Here is a 17,790-nt window from a genome sequence, read left to right as displayed (position 1 = left end):
AGGTCGGTACGCTGGCGTACCCAGCGCCTTCAGCGCAGCGGCATACGCTGCGCAAGAAGGCTGGCGAACGCGTCGGCATCCACCGGTCGGCCGAGCAGATGTCCCTGCACCGACTCGCACTGCCGGATGCGCAACAGGGCAAGCTGCTGCTCGGTCTCCACCCCCTCCGCGATCACCTTCTGCCGCAGATGAGTGGCCATGCCGATGATGGCGCCGACGATGCCGTCGTCGCCCTCGTCGCTGTCGAGGTCGTGCACGAAGGACTGGTCGATCTTCAGGGTGTCGAACGGAAAGCGTCGCAGATAGCTCAGGCTGGAATAGCCGGTTCCGAAATCGTCGATCACCAGCTGCACGCCGATGCACTTGAGCGATTTCAGTACGCTCATCGACGATTCGGCGTCCTCCATCAGCCGGCTCTCGGTCAGCTCGAGCTCCAGCAGGTGCGGCGGCACGCCGGCTTCACCGAGGATGCGCGCAACGCTGTCCGCGAAGCCCGGTCGCCACAGTTCGACCGCCGAAATGTTGACGGCGACCGGCACCACGCGCAGCCCGGCCTCCTGCCAGGCGCGTATCTGCCGGCACGCTTCGCGCATCACCCACTGTCCGATCGGCACGATGAGCCCGCACTCTTCGGCGATCTGTATGAACTGCGCTGGAGGGATCAGCCCGTGGTCCGGATCGCGCCAGCGCAGCAGCGCCTCGGCGCCGGTCATGCTGCCTGACGCCAGATTCATCTGCGGCTGATAGTGCAGCCGGAACTCGGCGTTCCCCAAGGCCCGGCGCAGACCGCTCTCGATGAGCAGGCGATGCACTGCACGCGCGTTCATTTCGGGCGTGAAGAACTGACAGTTGTTCCGGCCCTGCGCCTTGGCGTGGTACATCGCGGTATCGGCGTTCTGCATCATGGCATCCGCCGTGTTGCCGTCGTCCGGATAGACGCTGATGCCGATGCTCAGCGTGATCTGCAGCGCGTGCCCGGCGACCTGCTGTGGCTCGATGAAAGCCTGGTGCAACTTGTCGGCCACGCCGGCGGCATCCTGCGGCTGTTCGATCTCGGCCAGCAGGATGACGAATTCGTCGCCGCCCTGGCGGCACACCGAGTCTGTCGTGCGCACGCAACCCGCCAGCCGTTCGGCCACACACTGCAGCAACTGGTCGCCCACGGCATGGCCGAGCGAATCGTTGATGCGCTTGAAGAAATCGAGGTCGATGAAAAGCAGCGCGACCTGCTTGTGGTGGCGCGCCGCCTGGCCGATCGCCTGCGCCAGCCGCTCGGTCAGCAGGACCCGGTTGGGCAGTCCGGTCAGGAAGTCGTGCTGTGCCATGTGCGCCATGCGCACGGTCATGGCGCGCGACTGGCTGACGTCATGGAACACGATGACGGCGCCGGTCACCCGGCCATGGCGGTCGTGTATCGGAGCGGCCGAATCCTCGATCGGCAGTTCGACGCCGTCGCGCCGGATGAGCAGGCAATCCATCGCCAGACCGACCGTCCGGTCCTCGGCGACGGCACGCTGCGCCGGATTGGCGGCCACGGCGCGGGTGGTGCCGTCGATGACGGCGAATACTTCGGTCAGCGGCCGCCCCAGCGCCTCGCGCGCCGTCCAGCCGGTCATCGACTCGGCGACCCGGTTCATATAGCTCACGCAGCCGTCGACATCGGTGGCCAGCACTGCGTCGCCAATCGAGTTCAGCGTGACCTGCGCCCGCTCCTTCTCGTCGAACAGCGCCTCCTCGGCCTGCTGCAGCACCGCCTCGGCCGCCTTGCGGCCGGTGATGTCCTCGACCGTCTGCACGCATCCTCGGGGCAGGCCGCCATCCGCCATGAAGGCCGCATGCAGTCGCGCCCATACGACGATGCCATCGCGGCGCAGCAGGCGCATCTCCGCGCTGAAGGCGGCGGCGCCCTGCTGCGCCGCAGCCCATTCCCGTCGTACGCGGCGGCGGTCATCGGGGTGGATGAAGCTGCTCCAGTGCATGCCCTCGGCCTGTCCGGAATCGAGTCCGGAGATCGTGCGGTAGGCGGCATTGGTATAGGTGCAGTGACCCTGTGCGTCGGTCACCAGGATGCCCAACGGAGAGGCATCGCTGATCGCGCGAAAGCGCGCTTCGCTGAAGCGCAGCGCTCCTGCGGCTGCCCGTCTTTCCATCGCGTGGTCCACCGTGCGCGCCAGCCAGTGCGCGTCGGTGTATCCCCGGAGCAGGAAGTCGTGAGCGCCGCGCTGCAGGGCTGCACGGGCGCGTGCTTCGCCGTCGGCCTCGGCCAGCACCAGCACGAGTGCGTCGGGGGCGAGCACGCACAGCTGCTCGCAGGCATCGAGCGCGTCGAAGGCGGTCGGATCCAGGTCGAGCAGCACGACGGCAATGCCGCCAGCGGCCAAGCGCTCGCGCGCATCGGCAAGCGCGCTCACGCACTCGACCAGATAGGGGCGCCCGGTCATCGCGTGCGCCTCTCCGCCCTCCAGCGCGCTGCGCAGCCGTTCCGCATCCTGCGGATCGGCGTCTACGATCAGCACCCCGGTGCGAGCGGCATCCATGTCATGGGCGTCCATCGCGCGCTCCCGGATCACGTAAGGAAGTGGCTTCAGGGCATGCGCTTGAGACGCACATTGCCTTCCCAGATGCAGCTCATCGAGCCGCAACGGTAGCGGTGGACGGACACGAACATATTGATGAACAGGTCCATGAAGTTGCGTTGCACGCGGTGGGCGGCGCGCCCGCAGCGGGGGCATGGAATGCCTATTGCGTAATGACCGGAATCGTCTCTGCGACCGGCCTGACCGATAGCGGGTGTGCTCATCGGAGTCTCCGTCTCGTCATGGCGCCGACGGCGGCCCGGTTGTCCGAGCCGACCGCCCGCGGCGAAATCGCCGATCCGCCGTCCTCATGGCGCTTCCTTTCCACCCGCCGTTCGGCGGGGCGAAACTCGGCACCCGGAGGACGGTTCGCCCGGCGCTTACTTGTGCAGAAGTTCGAAGCGTTCGATCTGCCGTTCCGCCTGCTCCTTGGTGAGGCCGTAGGCCTCCTGGATGCGGCCCGACAGCTCCATGCGCTTGCCGGCAATGACGTCGATCTGATCGTCGGTGAGCTTGCCCCAGCGCGCCTTCACGGTGCCCTTGAATTGCTTCCAGTTGCCTTCAACAGTGTCCCAGTTCATGTCGGATGCCCTCTCTGATTGACACACCTGCGAAATCGCCGATGCACGACGCAGAGACTGAGGCTTCGTGCGCGAAGAGTCGGTACGGTGTCGTACATAGATGCGACATGCCGACGGACGGGTCAGCCCGGCAGGCTCACCTCGACGCGGTGGGGCTGCCGGTCGTCGACCAGCACCACCGCGCCGTCGCGACAGTAGGCGCCATCCAGCGTGACCAGGCTGTCCGGCCGCTCGCCATCTGCCACCGAGCGCTCCACCACGATGTGGTACGCGGTTTCGCCGAAGCGGTAATCGATGACGAAGTCGCGCCACTCCGGCGGCATGCAGGGCCGGATGCGCAGTGTGTCGCCCGTGCGTGTGAAACCGAGCAGCGATTCGAGCAGGAGCCGGTACATCCAGCCGGCGGAGCCGGTGTACCAGCTCCAGCCACCGCGGCCGGTGTGCGGGTCCGCCGCGTAGACGTCGGCGGCCATCACATAGGGCTCGACGCGATAGATCGCCACCGCGCCCGCCGACAGCGCGTGATTGACCGGATTGATCATGTCGGCGACGGCCCAGGCGCGTTCGCCGTCGCCGAGCGCGGCGAAGGCCATCGCCGCCCAGATGGCCCCGTGCGTGTACTGGCCACCGTTCTCGCGCACGCCCGGCACGTAGCCGCGGATATAGCCCGGATCGAGACCGGCGGTGTCGAACGGCGGGTCGAGCAGCTGCACCAGCGCGTCGGCGCGCCGGACCAGCCGGGCGTCGACCGACTGCATGGCAAGCCGCGCGCGGCTGCAGTCCGCCTCGCCGCCGCCGGACAGTACCGACCAGCTCTGCGAGATCGAATCGATGCTGCATTCGGCGTTGAGCGCCGAACCCAGCGGCGTGCCGTCGTCGAACCAGGCGCGGCGGTACCAGGCGCCGTCCCAGGCATGCTTCTCGATATTGCGGCGCAGACGCACGCTCTCGCTCAGGCACAAATCGGCGACGGCGGCGTCCTCGCGTGCCCGTGCCAGCGCAGCGAACTGCTGCAGCACCTCGCACAGGAAGAAGGCCAGCCAGACGCTTTCACCGCGCCCCTTGATGCCGACGCGGTTCATGCCGTCGTTCCAGTCGCCGGAGCCCATCAGCGGCAATCCGTGCCCGCCGAAGCGCAGACCGTGCCGGATGGCCCGCACGCAGTGCGCGTACAGGCTGTCGGCATCGGCCGAACGCGCCGGCAGATCGTAATAGGCGTCGTCTTCGGCATGTACCGGGCGACCTTCGATGAAGGCGACCTCCTCGTCCAGCACCGCGGCGTCGCCGGTGCTCTGCACGTAGCGGCATACGGCCAGCGGCAACCACAGGTAGTCGTCGGAACAGCGGGTACGCACGCCGCGACCGGACGGTGGATGCCACCAGTGCTGCACGTCGCCCTCGGCGAACTGGCGGCTGGCGCACAGCAGCAGGTGCGCGCGCGCGCGCTGCGGTTCGGCATGCACCAGTGCCATCATGTCCTGCAACTGGTCGCGGAAGCCGAAAGCGCCGCCCGACTGGTAGTAGCCGCTGCGCGCCCAGACGCGGCAGGCCAGGGTCTGATAGACCAGCCATCCATTGACCAGCAGGTCGAGCGCACGGTCGGGCGTGCGCACCTGTACCGTACCGAGTGTGTGCCGCCAGTGCGTACGCACGGCGTCCAGCGCCGACTGCGCCGTCGACGCGCCACGAAAGCGCTGCACCAGGCGGCCGGCATCCTCGAGGTCGCGCCCGCTGCCGAGGCGGAACACGAGCTCGCGTGTCTGCCCCTCTTCAAGATCGACACTCACCTGGATGGCCGCGCACGGGTCCAGACCGGCGCCCACCCGACCCGACAGGCGCTGTCGCCGCATCGCGGCTGGCGCGCGCAGGCTGCCGTTGCGACCGATGAACTCGGTGCGGTCCGCGGTCACGGTGCGCGCCGTATCGTCGACGTCGAAGAAGGCGACCCGCTCGGCGAATTCCATGCTGTAGGGGTTGCGCGCGTAAAGCGCACCGCTGCGTGGCACCGTTTCGGTGACCACGTGCATGGCGGACTTCTCCCGCAGATCGCCCAGCACCCAGTCGACATAGCCGGTGGCCGACAGGCTGCGTGCGCGACCGGACACATTGCGCAGGCGGAGCAGCGAGAACTTGACCGGGGCGTCGATGGCGACGAACACCCAAAGCTCCGACTGGATGCCGTCGCAGACGGTTTCGAACACGCTGTAGCCGAAGCCGTGCCGTATGGTGAAGGCGCTCGTTGCCCGCACCGGCAGCGGTGTCGGCGACCAGAAGCGGCCGCTTTCCTCGTCGCGCAGATAGATCGCCTCGCCGCCGGTGTCGCTGACCAGATCGTTGTGCCAGGGCGACAGGCGGAACTCGTGGGCGTTGTCGCACCAGGTGTAGGCACTGCCGCATTCCGACACCACGGTGCCGAACTGAGGGTTGGCCAGCACGTTCGCCCACGGCGCCGGCGTGACCTGGCCTGGCGCCAGCGAAATCACGTACTCGCGACCGTCCGCGGCAAATCCGCCGATGCCGTTGAAGTGAGTGCGCCCTGCCGCTGCCGCCGCGGCGCTGTCCGGCACTGCGGGCGCCGGCACATCGACGGGCCGGACCGCCAGCCTGGGCACCCTTACCGGCGCGATGCCGCGCTGTTCGATCTGCTCGGCCAGCGAGCCGCTGCTGTCGGAAATGACGACGCGCGCGACCGACAGCAGCAGCACCCGGTCCTCGCCCGAAATCTGTTCCGCCTGGCGGACGAAGATGCCGCCCGGCCGGTCGATCACGCTGGCTTCGATGCCGGAGGCGATCAGGCCGGTGATCTGGTCCTGCAGCATCTGCCTGTAGCCGGCGTGGTCCTCGTTCCAGATCACCAGATCGACCGCCAGCCCCTTCAGCCGCCAGTAGGCGTGCGCCTGCACCATCTGGCGCACGAGATCGATGTTGGCGGCGTCGGCGATCTGCAGCAGCACGATGGGCAGGTCGCCGGAAATGGCGTAGCCCCAAAGCCCCGACTGCCCGCGCCGGTTGCGCATCAGCACCGCCGGGTCGGCGCGCAGCGACGGGTTGGCGAACAGCACCGACGCCGCGAGGCGCGCGTGCAGCTGGGCGTCGGCCTCGGTCGCGTTGAGCTGACGCAGCACCACCTGACCGTGCGTCCAGGTCAGATCGATCACGCGATCGGACAGGTGGCGGTCGCGATACTTGTCGACCAGCGCCAGCGCGATGTCGCGGCTGTCCGCCACGCCGGTCACGATGTCCAGCGTGACCGCCTGACCGGCGTCGAGCGTGAGAACGCTGCGGATGGCGACCACCGGATCGAGCACCGCGCCGTCGGTACCCGACAGCGTGGCCGTGTCCATCGCCCGTGCATCGGCGCAGGTACGGGTACGACCGATGAAGCGCATGCGGTCGGTTTCGCACGACACCTGCTCGACGTCGACGCCATGCACCGCCATCAGGTGCAGCATCCACGGCGCCTGTTCGCCGTCCGAGCGCGGCCGCCGGGTGCACAGGATGGCCGGCCGGTCGCGCAGGATTTCGGTCTGCACGAACAGATTGCTGAACGCCGGGTGCAGTGCGTCGGAGGCCGCCGGGGCGATCACCACCTCGGCATAGCTGGTGACGTCGATGCGCCGGCGTGTCGAGGTCCGGTTGGTGATGCGCACGCGGCGCAGTTCGATGTCGTCCTCGGGCGACACGACGATTTCCGTATGCGTCTCGAACTCGCCTTCGCCGTCGGCGCTGGCATCGCGTCGGCGGAACTCCGCCCGGCCTTCGGAGAAGATCGCCTCGTAGGACAGTGCGCGACCCTGCACCGGCTGGTGCGCGGCAGACCACATGTTCGACGCGCCGTCGGCGACATCCAGCTCGCGCAGATAACAGAAGCTGCCGCGGTCGTCGCAGGTGCCGTCCTCGCGCCAGCGCGTGACCGCCAGATCCTTCCAGCGGCTGTAGCCGCCGCCGGCCTGGGTCACCATGACGTGATAGCGGCCGTTGGACAGCAGTTGCACCTCGGGTATCGGCGTGTCCGGCGTGTCGAACACGCGGATCGGCGTCTGCGACGTCAGTGGCGTCGAGCGCAGCGCGTGCAGCTGGGCCGTGTGCTCGAACAGCGCGGTGGCCTTGGGGATGCGTTCGTGCAGCAGCAGCATGACCGACTGGAACAGCCGGTCGGACGCGAAACGCCGTTGCATCGGACGGTCGAGCAGCAGCGACGCCAGCGCAAGCAGGCTCATGCCCTGGTGGTGCGCCATGAAGGCCCGCACGACGACGCGCGTCTGGCCGCGTCGCTGGCGTGCCGGCGTGTAGTCGATGGCCTCGAAGAAGCCGTAGCGCCCGACGAAGCCCTCCCCGGCCATCCGCTGCAAGTTGACGCAGGCCTCTTCCGGCGTCACCAGCAAGGCGAGCACCGACGCATAGGGCGCGACCACCAGATCGTCGGCCAGACCGCGCTTGAGACCCAGGCCCGGCACGCCGAAGGCGCGGTACTGGTAGTTCAGGTGCACATCGACCGTGTTGTAGCCGGACTCCGAAATGCCCCAGGGCACGCCGCGCTGCCGTCCGTACTCGATCTGCCGCGCCACCGCTGCGCGGCAGGTCTGGTCGAGCAGCGTGCCGTCGAAGGACGGCATCACCAGCATCGGCATCAGATACTCGAACATCGATCCGCTCCAGGACAGCAGCACCGGCTCGCCGCCGGCAGCCGTGAGCAGGCGTCCGAGCGCGAACCAGCCCTCCTGCGGCAACTGTCCCTGGGCGATGGCGACGAAGCTGCACAGGCGCGCCTCGGAGGCCAGCAGATCGTAGTAGCTGCTGTCGGCGCGGCGCTCCGGCACGTTGTAGCCGATGGTCAGCAGATGACGCGAGGTGTCGTACAGGAAGTCGTAATCCATGCGCGCCAGACCGGCTGCCTGGGCGGCCAGCGCGTCGAGCCGCGCCAGTCGTTCGCGCGCCCGGCGGCAGCCTTCGTCCAGATGGTGCTGCAGCGTGTTCAGCCAGGTCCGTTGCTCCGCCGAGCACTCGTCTTCGCCCAACTGGGTGCGGGCGGCAAGCCGGCGCCCGATGTCGGCACCGAGCGTGCGGTCCAGGCGGGCCAGCGTCGACAGCGTCGACATCGCCCCAAGCGACGGCAACAGATCGGTCAGGCCGCCCGTCTGGTGCGACATCGACAGCCAGGGCACCAGCAACGCAAGTTCGTCGAGGGCGTCGCTACACTGACGGCGCATCGCTGCAGCCCACGTTGCGGCCTCGGACGCAGCGGCGTCGCTGCCCGGCGCAAGCGGCAGGTCCAGCTCGCCGATCAGCACCAGCAGGCGTCGCAGCGCGACGGCGACCGCGATCAGGCTGTCCGGCGGCGCAACGCACAGTGCCCGCAGTTCGCCGCGCAGCACGGTCACACGCCGTGCGGCGTCAACGTCGAGCGCTTCGGCGAGCAGCGCTGCGGTGTCGTCAAGACCGGCGAACAGGCGGACCGGCAACAGCGGCTGATCGGCCATCGCGGCGAGGCCGGCGCGCAGCGTCAGCAGATGGCCCGCCAGATTGCCGCTGTCGACCGACGACACGTAGAGCGGCGGCATCGGCAGCAGCGTCTGTGTGTCGTACCAGTTGTAGAAGTGGCCGCGGTAGCGTTCCAGCCCCGACATCGTGCGCAGCGTCGATGCGGTGCGTTCCATCATCGGTCCGGCGCACAGATAGCCGAAGTCCCAGGCCGACAGGTTGGCCAGCAGCGCCAGCCCCATATTGGTCGGCGAGGTGCGGTGGGCGATGGCGGCGACGCGGTACTCCTGATAGTTGTCCGGCGGCAGCCCGTGGTCGTCGCTGCCGACCAGGTTGTCAAAGTAGGCCCAGGTACGGCGCGCCAGGCCGCGCAGGAAATCGGTCTGTGCCGCCGACAGCCGCACGGCGCGGCGCCTGAGCGGCAGGCTCACCCACCAGGCGATCGCCGGCGAGGCGGCCCAGAGCAGGAGCACCGGTGCAGCCGCCAGCAGCAGCTGCGGTGCGGCGAAGCCCAGGTGCAGCGCGGTGGTTGCCGCCAGCGCCGGCCCGATCCACATCGCCTGCAGGTGGCGGGCGGGCGTGCTGCGTCGGGCCGCCTGGCGATCCGCTTCGCCGGACGGATTCCATTCCAGCAGACGCCGGTGCGACACCTGCATGCGCCACAGCGTGCGCGCGATCGCGTCCAGGCTGTAGAGCGCCTGATGCGGTAGGCAGGCCAGTTCGAAGGCGGCCAGCCGGAGGTGGCGCAGCGCACCTCGCCCGACCATGGACAGGTGCTGGCGCAGCAGCACTTCGGACGGTTTGCGCAGCAGATCGGTCAGGCTCGCGCACAGCGCCGGCAGCAGCACGACGGCGAGCGCGGCGGCGGTCCACATCCAGGCGGAGGACAGCAGCGTCCAGCCGAGCAGCAGCATCAGCACGAGCGACAGCGGTACCAGGCTGCGGCGCAGATTGTCGAACAGCTTCCATTGCGCCAGCAGTGACAGCGGGTTGGGCTGCAGGCGTGTTCCTTCCGCGGCGTCGCACAGGCACATGCAGGGCACGCGGCGCTTCAGCCAGCCGGCAAGCTGCCAGTCGCCGCGTATCCAGCGGTGCCGGCGAGCGACGTCGGCGCCGTAGTGCGCCGGATGGTCCTCGAACAGCTGTACGTCGCTGAGCAGCCCGGCGCGTGCGTAACAGCCTTCCAGCAGGTCGTGACTGAGGATGCGGTTCGGCACGAAGCGCCCGCCGAGCGACTGTTCGAAGGCATCGACGTCGTAGATGCCCTTGCCGATGAAGGAGCCCTCGCCGAACACGTCCTGATAGACGTCGGACACCGCCCGCGTGTACGGATCGATGCCCGGCTCGCCGCCGTGCATGCGCGCGAAGCGCGACCGACCGGCAGCCGGGAGGCTGGTCGCCACCCGCGGCTGCAGGATGCCGTAGCCCTCGACCACGCGTCGCTTCACCGGGTCGTAGCGCGGCCGGTTCAGCGGATGGGCCATGGCGCCGACCAACTGGCGGGCGGCGTCGCGCGGCAGCTGGGTGTCGGTATCCAGCGTGATCACATAGGTCACGTCGCGCAGCGGCGTGGTATTGCCGACGACCAGCGAGAAGACGTCGACGTCCTGTTCGGGCAGGCGGCCGCGCAGCAGCGCATTCAGCTCCGCCAGCTTGCCGCGCTTGCGTTCGTAGCCCATCCAGACGCCCTGCTGCGGATTCCAGCGCCGTGCGCGGTGGAACAGGAAGAAGCGGTCGCCACTCAGCGCTGCGCAGGCGTCGCCATACTTCGCGTTCAGTTCCTCGATCCGCAGTCGGGCCAGCGCCAGCAGGGCGGCATCGCCCGGCTGCGTGGCCACCGGCGCGTCGGCGAAGTCGGTGAGCAGCCCGAAGTGCAGGCGCGGGTCGCGGTTGGCGAGAAAGCGCACCTCCAGCGCTTCCACCAGCGATTCGACGGCCGCTTCGCCGGTGATCATCGTCGGCACCACGACCAGCGTGCGGGCACCCTCTTCCACGCCCGCCGAATAATCCATGCGCGGCAGCGGGCGCGCCGCCACAAGCAGCGTCACCAGCCAGTTCACCAGCGAAAGTGCGAGCTGGCTCACGCCCGGCAGCAACAGCAGGCCGAGCGCGTAGAGCGCCAGTCCGCCCGCCCAGCCGGGCACGCGATCGAGCGGCACACCGGCCAGCAGCCAGGCTTCGACCAGTGCGGTCAACAGCGCGATGCTGCCAAGATAGGGCAGCAACGGCACGCGCCCGACGGCCCTGCCCAGTGCGCGGAAGGCGGACAGGCGGATACCGAGCGCGCGCTCCAGTTCGGGCAGTCCGCGGTCGGCCAGGTAGAAGCCGACGTGGCCGATGCGCCCGGGCTGGACCGCGGCGCCGGCGCTCGCCAGTTCGAGCGCCTTCAGCGCGACCTCGCTCTCGCTCACGCCGCCACGTCGCGCGATGGCCTCGGCGGCATGGCGGTAGTGATCGCGGCTGCCGAAATCCATCCGGCCGTAGATGCCGTCCGGGTCCTGGCGCAGGATCTGCTCGACCACGCTGAGGCTTTCGACGAAATCTCGCCAGTCTGCGGCCCCGAGCACGCGCAGGCTGCCGATGCTGTTGCTGATCGACAGCTGGTCGGCCGCCTGCTGCTGGTTCTCCTGCTGCACGAGCTGTTCGATCGTCAGCGAGGACTCGGACAGATACTGTTCGATCCAGGTCAGCGGCAGCGCCAGCGCCGGGCCGCGTCCCTGCAGCCTACGCGCCAGTTCGGCAACGAAGGCGCCCACCATGGGCGGCTTCGAATGCGCCATGTCGGCGATGACGAGGATCAGTCCGGCGGGGTTGCGCTCGACCGCCTCCGTCATGCGGTCGGCCCAGACGCCGGCCAGCGTGCGCTGATTCCAGCAGGCGGCCACGTGCGCGCCCACCCGGCGCAGATTCTCGATCAGCGCCAGACGCAGCATGATGGGCACCGCCCACAGTTCGCCTATCGTCAGCGGCGACACCGTCTGGTAGGCGGCCACGAAGCGGCCCAGACTTTCGGTGTCGACGCGGCCGTCGCCGTGCGCCACGGCGGCCAGCGCGATGTCGTACACGCGCGGATGCCCGGCCGACGGGCCACGCGCCAGGCGCGGCAGTTCGCGGCTGTAGCCCTTGGGCAGATGCCGTTCGGCGGCGCGGATGTGCTCTTCGATCAGGTAGAAATTGTCGAGCAGCCAGTCGGCAGCCGGCGTGATGCGCCGGCTTTCGGTCGCCGCCTCGGCCAGCAGGGCGCTGACGCCCGCGAGCACGACTTCGTTCTCGGCCAGTCGCGCCAGCAGGCGGTCCGGCAGGCGAGCGGCGGTCAGTGTGTGCGAAGCAGCCAGTTCCTTGCCGTGCTGCGCCATCTGTTCGGCGCTGAACAAGCCACCGCGCAGCGGCGTTTCGTCGTCGGGCGCGCGCTCAACGCGCCGCGCATCGTGGCGACGTCGTCTCCATGCGCGCCATCGCGCCCCGGCGGACAGTCGGGCACTCACGGCAGTGACCTTTCGCCGGCCGCAGCGGCGCCCGCAGGTGCGGGCTGAAGTGTGTGTCCGGCCACCGGCCGGACCCTGTTCGCGCCGACGGGCTGCAGTCGGCGACCACTCACTTGATGCGCATGTCGTTCTTGACCGACTTCACGCCACCGACTGCGCGCGTCACCGCGACAGCCTTGTCCATCATGGCCTGCGTGCTGACGAAACCGCTCAGCTGCACGACGCCCTTGAAGGTTTCGACGTTGATCTCGGCCACCTTCAGCGTAGGCTCATTGAGGATGGCGGTCTTGACCTTGGTGGTGATGACGCTGTCGTCGATGTACTCGCCGGTGCCTTCCTGCTTCGAGGTGGATGCGCAGCCGACGGCCGTCACCAGTGCCACGGCAAGGAAGACTGCTGAGAGGTATTTGCCCAGTTGTTTCATGATGGAAATCTCCTGATGAGGAATGGGGACGGTGGCCTGACGGCACACCGGACAAACGTCTCGGCGCGTGCTGCAGCGCTTGCGCAACGCAACGTGCCGGCGAACTGCGGGCCCGTACCGGCGGCCCGGTCAAACCGGCCCGTCCGATGCGAAAGTCATCGGTGAATTCATCGATGAAGCCCAGCTGCGGCGCCGGATCCGGAGGAATCCGGCACAGCACGACCAGCATACCGATCGACTGCGCCCGGGTATGTACGGCAGCGCACACAACATGTTTTCAGGCAGAGGCGAGCACTGCGCCCGGAACACCGGACGCTCAGGCGAGCGGCGGCGTCGGCCACTGCCAGTTGCGGATGTCCGGCATGTCTTCGCCATGCTCGAGGATGTACTGGCGGTGGGCGTTCAGACGGTCGCGCATGCGCTGCTTGATGTGTGCGGCCTGCGGCTGCAGCATCGGCACACGGCTGGCGACGTCCATGACGAGGTGGAAGCGGTCGAGCATGTTCAGCACCACCATGTCGAAGGGCGTCGTCGTGGTGCCCTCCTCCTTGTAGCCGCGGACATGCAGATTGCCGTGGTTGCTGCGTCGGTAGGTCAGGCGGTGGATGAGCCAGGGGTAGCCGTGATAGGCGAACAGGATGGGTACGTCGGGCCGGAACAGCGACACGAACTCGTCGTCCGACAGGCCGTGCGGATGCTCCTCGCGCGGCTGCAGCGTCATCAGGTCGACCACGTTGATGAAGCGTACTTTGAGCGTCGGTGCCAGTTCGCGCAGCAGGTCGATGGCGGCCAGCATTTCAAGCGTCGGCACGTCTCCCGCGGCGGCGAGCACCACGTCGGGCTCGCCCGCGCTGTCGCTGCAGGCCCACTCCCACATGCCGATGCCCGCCTCGGCGTGATCGACTGCTGCGTCCATCGACAGCCACTGCCGTTCCGGATGCTTGCCGGCGACGATCACGTTCACCCGGTCGCGACTGCGCAGGCAGACATCGGTCACGTAGAGCAGCGTGTTGGCATCTGGTGGCAGATAGACCCGGATGATGTCGGCCTTCTTGTTCACCACGTGATCGATGAAGCCGGGATCCTGGTGCGAGAAGCCGTTGTGATCCTGGCGCCAGACATGCGAAGTGAGCAGGATGTTGAGCGAGGCCACCGGGCGGCGCCACGGTATGCCGCGGCACACCTTGAGCCACTTGGCGTGCTGGTTGAACATCGAGTCGACAATGTGGATGAAGGCTTCGTAGCAGCTGAACAGGCCGTGCCGCCCGCTCAGCAGATAGCCCTCCAGCCAGCCCTGGCAGGCGTGCTCGGACAGCATTTCCATCACCCGGCCATCGGGCGCCAGATGGTCGTCGGCATCGAAGCGCTGCGCCATCCAGGTGCGGCCGGTCACTTCGAACACGGCGCCCAGCCGGTTGGACGCGGTCTCGTCCGGACCGAACAGGCGGAAGCTGTGCGGGTTGTCGCGCATCACGTCGCGCAGGAAGCCGCCCATCACCCGCGTCGACTCGGCCAGTGTCGCGCCGGGCGCCGGCACGTCGATCGCGTGGCTGCGGAAGTCCGGCAGGCGCAGGTCGCGCAGCAACGTGCCGCCGTTGGCGTGCGGATTGGCGCCCATGCGGCGCGTGCCATGCGGCGCCAGGGCGAGCAGTTCCGGTCGGGGCGCGCCATTGGCGTCGAACAGTTCGTCCGGCCGGTAGGATTGCATCCACTCTTCCAGCAGGCGCAGATGCTCCGGATTGTCCATGTCGCCGAAAGGCACCTGGTGCGAACGCCAGCTGCCTTCGGTCTTCAGGCCATCGACCTCCTTCGGACCGGTCCAGCCCTTGGGCGAGCGCAGCACGATCATCGGCCACTGCGGCCGGCTCATGTAGGTCCCCTGGCGCGCGCGGTGCTGGATGTCGCGGATGGCGCTGATCGCCTTGCCGACCGCCTTCGCCATCAGATCGTGCATCAGCACCGGATCGTCACCCTCTACGAAGATGGGTGCGTGGCCGTAACCGATCAGCAGGCTTTCCAGCTCGGCGTGACTGATGCGGGCCAGCAGGGTCGGGCTGGCGATCTTGTAGCCGTTCAGGTGCAGCACCGGTAGCACGGCGCCGTCGGTGCGCGGGTTCAGGAACTTGTTCGAATGCCACGAGGTGGCCAGCGGCCCGGTTTCGGCCTCGCCGTCACCGACCACGCAGCAGGCGATCAGGTCCGGGTTGTCGAATACCGCGCCGTAGGCGTGCAGCAGCGCATAGCCGAGCTCGCCGCCTTCGTGAATGGAACCGGGCGTCTCCGGTGCGGCGTGGCTCGGGATGCCGCCAGGGAAGGAGAACTGGCGGAACAGCCGGCGCATGCCTTCGGCGTCCTGCGTCACATCCGGGTAGAACGCGCTGTAGCTGCCTTCCAGCCAGGTATTCGCGACCACCGCGGGACCGCCGTGACCAGGACCGGCGACGAAGATCATGTCGAGGTCGTGGTGGCGGATCGCCCTGTTCATGTGGGCGTAGATGAAGTTCAGCCCCGGGGTCGTCCCCCAGTGTCCGAGCAGGCGCGGCTTGATGTGGGCGCGCTGCAGCGGCTGTCTGAGCAGCGGGTTGTCGAGCAGGTAGATCTGTCCGACCGACAGATAGTTGGCGGCACGCCACCACGCGTCCAGCCGCCGCAGGTCGTCCGCGTCGGGCAGCGCCGAAGGCTGGGTCATGTCCTCTCTCCTGGTCATCGCCTGCGCGAAGTCACCGCGAGCGCCCGGGTTCGCCGGCGCCTCGCGGTAGGCCGCTGACCGGACCCGTCCGAATGGATTGAAGATGGCTCAGTGACGCCGGATGAGCAAGGCGGCAACCAGCCCGGCGGTGGCCGCGAGCGCAATGGCCTTCCACGGATGTTCGGTCACGTAGCCCTGTGTGGCGTCGGCAGCGCGGCGCGTCGTGTCGGCGAGCGCCACGCGTGCCTCGCGCAGGCGGGACTTCGCGTCGATCAGATGTGCCTCGACCCGGGCCTGCACGGCGGCGCGGTCTCCCTCGCCGAGGTCGGCATCGGGCGTTCGCCAGTCCTTCACGGTGCTGTCCTGCTTGCCGTCCAGCGGGGAATGCAGCGGATTCGTTTCGATGTTCATCGGGATTCCTTTCACAAGCACGTCCGGACAACCGCGCCCGTGACGGGCGCGGCAACGAAGTTCAGCGTCGCATCAGTCCCATGATCAGGGTGACGCCGAATACGACCAGAAAGACGAAGAAAAGTATCTTCGCGATATCGGTGGCGCCTGCCGCAATGCCGCCAAAACCGAACACGGCTGCGACGATGGCGATGACGAAGAATATGACGGCCCATCTCAACATGGTGGTCTCCTTCCCGGGGGCGGCGATCTGCAACTTTCCCCGAATCAGACTGCAAATCGGGTCCGGCGACGCCGGCCCCGCGACGGCGCGGAACGGCGGCCGCCTTGCGGGCCGTCCATCGGTAAGCGCGTAAGTCCATCGTGTGCCGCGACCGCTGACCCGTCTGTACGCCACCGTACCAATGTGCCGCACGAGGCGTGCCGGCCGGCGCACGACCGAATTCGCGGTCGCGCCTGCTCGACACCAGAGGCGATCGAACGGGCGTCGCACCGCATCGGATGCCTGTGCGTGGTCCATCGGCTGCGCACCCACTACTTTCCGGCCGCGTCCTGGATCTTCTCGCCAGCCCTCTCGATGCTCTCGCCGGCTTTCCGTGTCGCGTCGTCGACATTGTCGCCAGCGCGATCGGCGGCGCGATCCACATCCCGTGATACCTTGTCGCCGGCTTCATCAATGTTCCTGCCGGCGCTTTCCATCGGGCCTTCCTCCTTCTGGCAACCCGACAGCAGGGCAAGGCAGGCCGCCAGCATCCATACGCGGCCGATGCCCTCATGTGCGTTCTTCATCTGTATCTCCTCTCCGGATTCGTGCATGCAGACAGAATGCGCGACCTTCACCGGCCGCGCATCGCTCACTTCTTGTCCTTGCCGACCTCGTGTCCGATGATGCCGCCCACGGCCGCGCCGCCTACTGCGCCGGCCGCACTGCCGCCGGTCAGTACCGCACCGCCCACGGCGCCGGCACCGGCGCCGATGGCCGTACTCCTGTCCTGCGCCGACATGCCGGAGCAGGCCCCGAGCAGAAGCAGCATCGCTGCCGCCACGCTCACCCGGGTACATCCCCGGGTACATCGATTCATCATTTCCATGGTGTCACCTCGTCTGTTCGATCGTGCCTGCCGATCTGCTGCGGGGTCCGGAACGGCTCGGGATCTGCGGCGTCGCGCCGCTTTCGACCGATTCGAAGCGGTCATCCCCGGCGCCACCTGCATGGGTGTCGCGCCCCGGAAACACAATGGAGCCGCAGTCCTTGCCCGTCTGTCTGCTGGCGTACCGAAGCCTCGCGGCAGCGCGTATCGCACAGGCATCCCCTCCGATCGCACTGTGTGCGCTACCGCCCCGACCGCTCGTCGATCGCCGCGTATGCTTGCACTGGCCGGAATTACCCGACGCCAGGAAGGTCGCCGTGCCCACTCACTCCACTGCATCAGCCGGCAACAGCTTCATCGCCGCGCTGCCGCGCCGGGAACGCCAGCATTTGCTGGCCAGTTGCGACACCGTTGAACTTGTCCTGTCCGACGTGCTGGCCGAACCGGGTCAGCGCATACGTCAGGTCCACTTTCCGATCGACAGCTTCATTTCACTGATCACGCCGGTCGACGCCACCGCCAGCATCGAGGTCGGGCTGGTGGGCAACGAAGGGATGCTGGGTGCGACCCTGCTGTTCGGGGTCGATGTATCGCCGCTGCACGCACTGGTGCAGGGCGCAGGGCCGGCGCTGTCCATGGACGCCAGGCGTTTCCGCAACGAACTCGAGTCGGTGCCTGCGTTGCAGCGCGCGCTCGGGCGTTACCTCTACGTGACCATGGCGCAGCTTGCACAGACCGCAGCCTGCCCGCGCTTTCACCTTGTCGAAGCCCGTCTTGCGCGCTGGTTGCTGATGACGCAGGACCGCGCGCACTCTCCGCACTTCCACCTGACGCACGAGTTTCTCGCCTACATGCTGGGCGTCAGGCGCGTCGGCGTGACACACGCGGCCACCGCGCTGCAGACGCGCAAGCTGATCAGTTACCGCCGCGGCAACATCACCGTACTCGACCGCGCGGGTCTGGAGGCCGCGTCGTGCAGCTGCTACGCCGCCAACAATGCCGTCTGGGACAGCGTGATGGGGCGACGCGCGCAGCAGCGCGCCGGTTAGGCC

11 protein-coding genes are annotated in these 17,790 nt (G+C 68.2%); 1 reads left to right on the top strand and 10 read right to left on the bottom strand.

Annotated elements, in window-relative coordinates:
- Window positions 1-29: 29 nt before the first annotated feature.
- From IV112_RS11345 to IV112_RS11300, 10 genes are all read right to left on the bottom strand, one after another.
- Window positions 30-2,552 carry an EAL domain-containing protein gene (locus IV112_RS11345; protein WP_304003610.1) on the bottom strand — a complete coding sequence of 841 codons (2,523 nt, stop codon included), beginning with the start codon at window positions 2,550-2,552 and terminating at the stop codon, window positions 30-32.
- Between the two features lie 32 nt (window positions 2,553-2,584).
- Window positions 2,585-2,800, bottom strand: a complete 216-nt coding sequence (locus IV112_RS11340; protein WP_304003609.1) for a hypothetical protein — start codon at window positions 2,798-2,800, stop codon at window positions 2,585-2,587.
- Window positions 2,801-2,956: 156 nt separating this feature from the next.
- Window positions 2,957-3,157: a CsbD family protein gene (locus IV112_RS11335; RefSeq protein ID WP_304003608.1), complete on the bottom strand. Its 201-nt coding sequence runs from the start codon at window positions 3,155-3,157 to the stop codon at window positions 2,957-2,959.
- 122 nt (window positions 3,158-3,279) lie between these two features.
- Window positions 3,280-12,123: a glycoside hydrolase family 94 protein gene (locus IV112_RS11330; RefSeq protein ID WP_304003607.1), complete on the bottom strand. Its 8,844-nt coding sequence runs from the start codon at window positions 12,121-12,123 to the stop codon at window positions 3,280-3,282.
- Window positions 12,124-12,232: 109 nt separating this feature from the next.
- Window positions 12,233-12,547: a BON domain-containing protein gene (locus tag IV112_RS11325; protein ID WP_304003606.1), complete on the bottom strand. Its 315-nt coding sequence runs from the start codon at window positions 12,545-12,547 to the stop codon at window positions 12,233-12,235.
- Window positions 12,548-12,863: 316 nt separating this feature from the next.
- Complete coding sequence (locus IV112_RS11320; protein WP_304003605.1) at window positions 12,864-15,236, bottom strand: phosphoketolase family protein; 2,373 nt, start codon at window positions 15,234-15,236, stop codon at window positions 12,864-12,866.
- A 108-nt stretch (window positions 15,237-15,344) separates the two neighbouring features.
- Complete coding sequence (locus IV112_RS11315; protein ID WP_304003604.1) at window positions 15,345-15,647, bottom strand: DUF883 family protein; 303 nt, start codon at window positions 15,645-15,647, stop codon at window positions 15,345-15,347.
- 61 nt (window positions 15,648-15,708) lie between these two features.
- A complete protein-coding gene (locus IV112_RS11310; RefSeq protein ID WP_304003688.1) occupies window positions 15,709-15,870 on the bottom strand; it encodes a DUF1328 domain-containing protein in 162 nt (53 codons plus the stop codon).
- Between the two features lie 311 nt (window positions 15,871-16,181).
- Complete coding sequence (locus IV112_RS11305; protein ID WP_304003603.1) at window positions 16,182-16,505, bottom strand: hypothetical protein; 324 nt, start codon at window positions 16,503-16,505, stop codon at window positions 16,182-16,184.
- Complete coding sequence (locus IV112_RS11300) at window positions 16,502-16,681, bottom strand: prenyltransferase (RefSeq protein ID WP_304003601.1); 180 nt, start codon at window positions 16,679-16,681, stop codon at window positions 16,502-16,504. The genes IV112_RS11305 and IV112_RS11300 overlap by 4 nt, the downstream gene beginning before the upstream one ends.
- Window positions 16,682-17,055: 374 nt before the next feature.
- Here IV112_RS11300 and IV112_RS11295 point away from each other — a divergent pair, with 374 nt between their 5' ends.
- Window positions 17,056-17,787, top strand: coding sequence for a Crp/Fnr family transcriptional regulator (locus tag IV112_RS11295; RefSeq protein ID WP_304003600.1), 732 nt, complete (start codon window positions 17,056-17,058; stop codon window positions 17,785-17,787).
- Window positions 17,788-17,790: the final 3 nt, after the last annotated feature.

It is taken from the genome of Methyloversatilis discipulorum (assembly GCF_018780585.1).
In the GTDB taxonomy this organism is placed as follows: Bacteria; Pseudomonadota; Gammaproteobacteria; order Burkholderiales; family Rhodocyclaceae; genus Methyloversatilis; species Methyloversatilis discipulorum_B.
The sequence above is the reverse complement of the archived record's forward strand: the minus strand, read 5'-3'. Positions and strand labels throughout refer to the sequence as shown.

Bases quoted from the DNA above. Each gene is read 5' to 3' on its own strand.
- IV112_RS11345 (WP_304003610.1), bottom strand. From the start codon at position 2,552: ATGGACGCCCATGACATGGATGCCGCTCGCACCGGGGTGCTGATCGTA.
- IV112_RS11340 (WP_304003609.1), bottom strand. From the start codon at position 2,800: ATGAGCACACCCGCTATCGGTCAGGCCGGTCGCAGAGACGATTCCGGT.
- IV112_RS11335 (WP_304003608.1), bottom strand. From the start codon at position 3,157: ATGAACTGGGACACTGTTGAAGGCAACTGGAAGCAATTCAAGGGCACC.
- IV112_RS11325 (WP_304003606.1), bottom strand. From the start codon at position 12,547: ATGAAACAACTGGGCAAATACCTCTCAGCAGTCTTCCTTGCCGTGGCA.
- IV112_RS11320 (WP_304003605.1), bottom strand. From the start codon at position 15,236: ATGACCCAGCCTTCGGCGCTGCCCGACGCGGACGACCTGCGGCGGCTG.
- IV112_RS11315 (WP_304003604.1), bottom strand. From the start codon at position 15,647: ATGAACATCGAAACGAATCCGCTGCATTCCCCGCTGGACGGCAAGCAG.
- IV112_RS11310 (WP_304003688.1), bottom strand. From the start codon at position 15,870: ATGTTGAGATGGGCCGTCATATTCTTCGTCATCGCCATCGTCGCAGCC.
- IV112_RS11300 (WP_304003601.1), bottom strand. From the start codon at position 16,681: ATGCTGCTTCTGCTCGGGGCCTGCTCCGGCATGTCGGCGCAGGACAGG.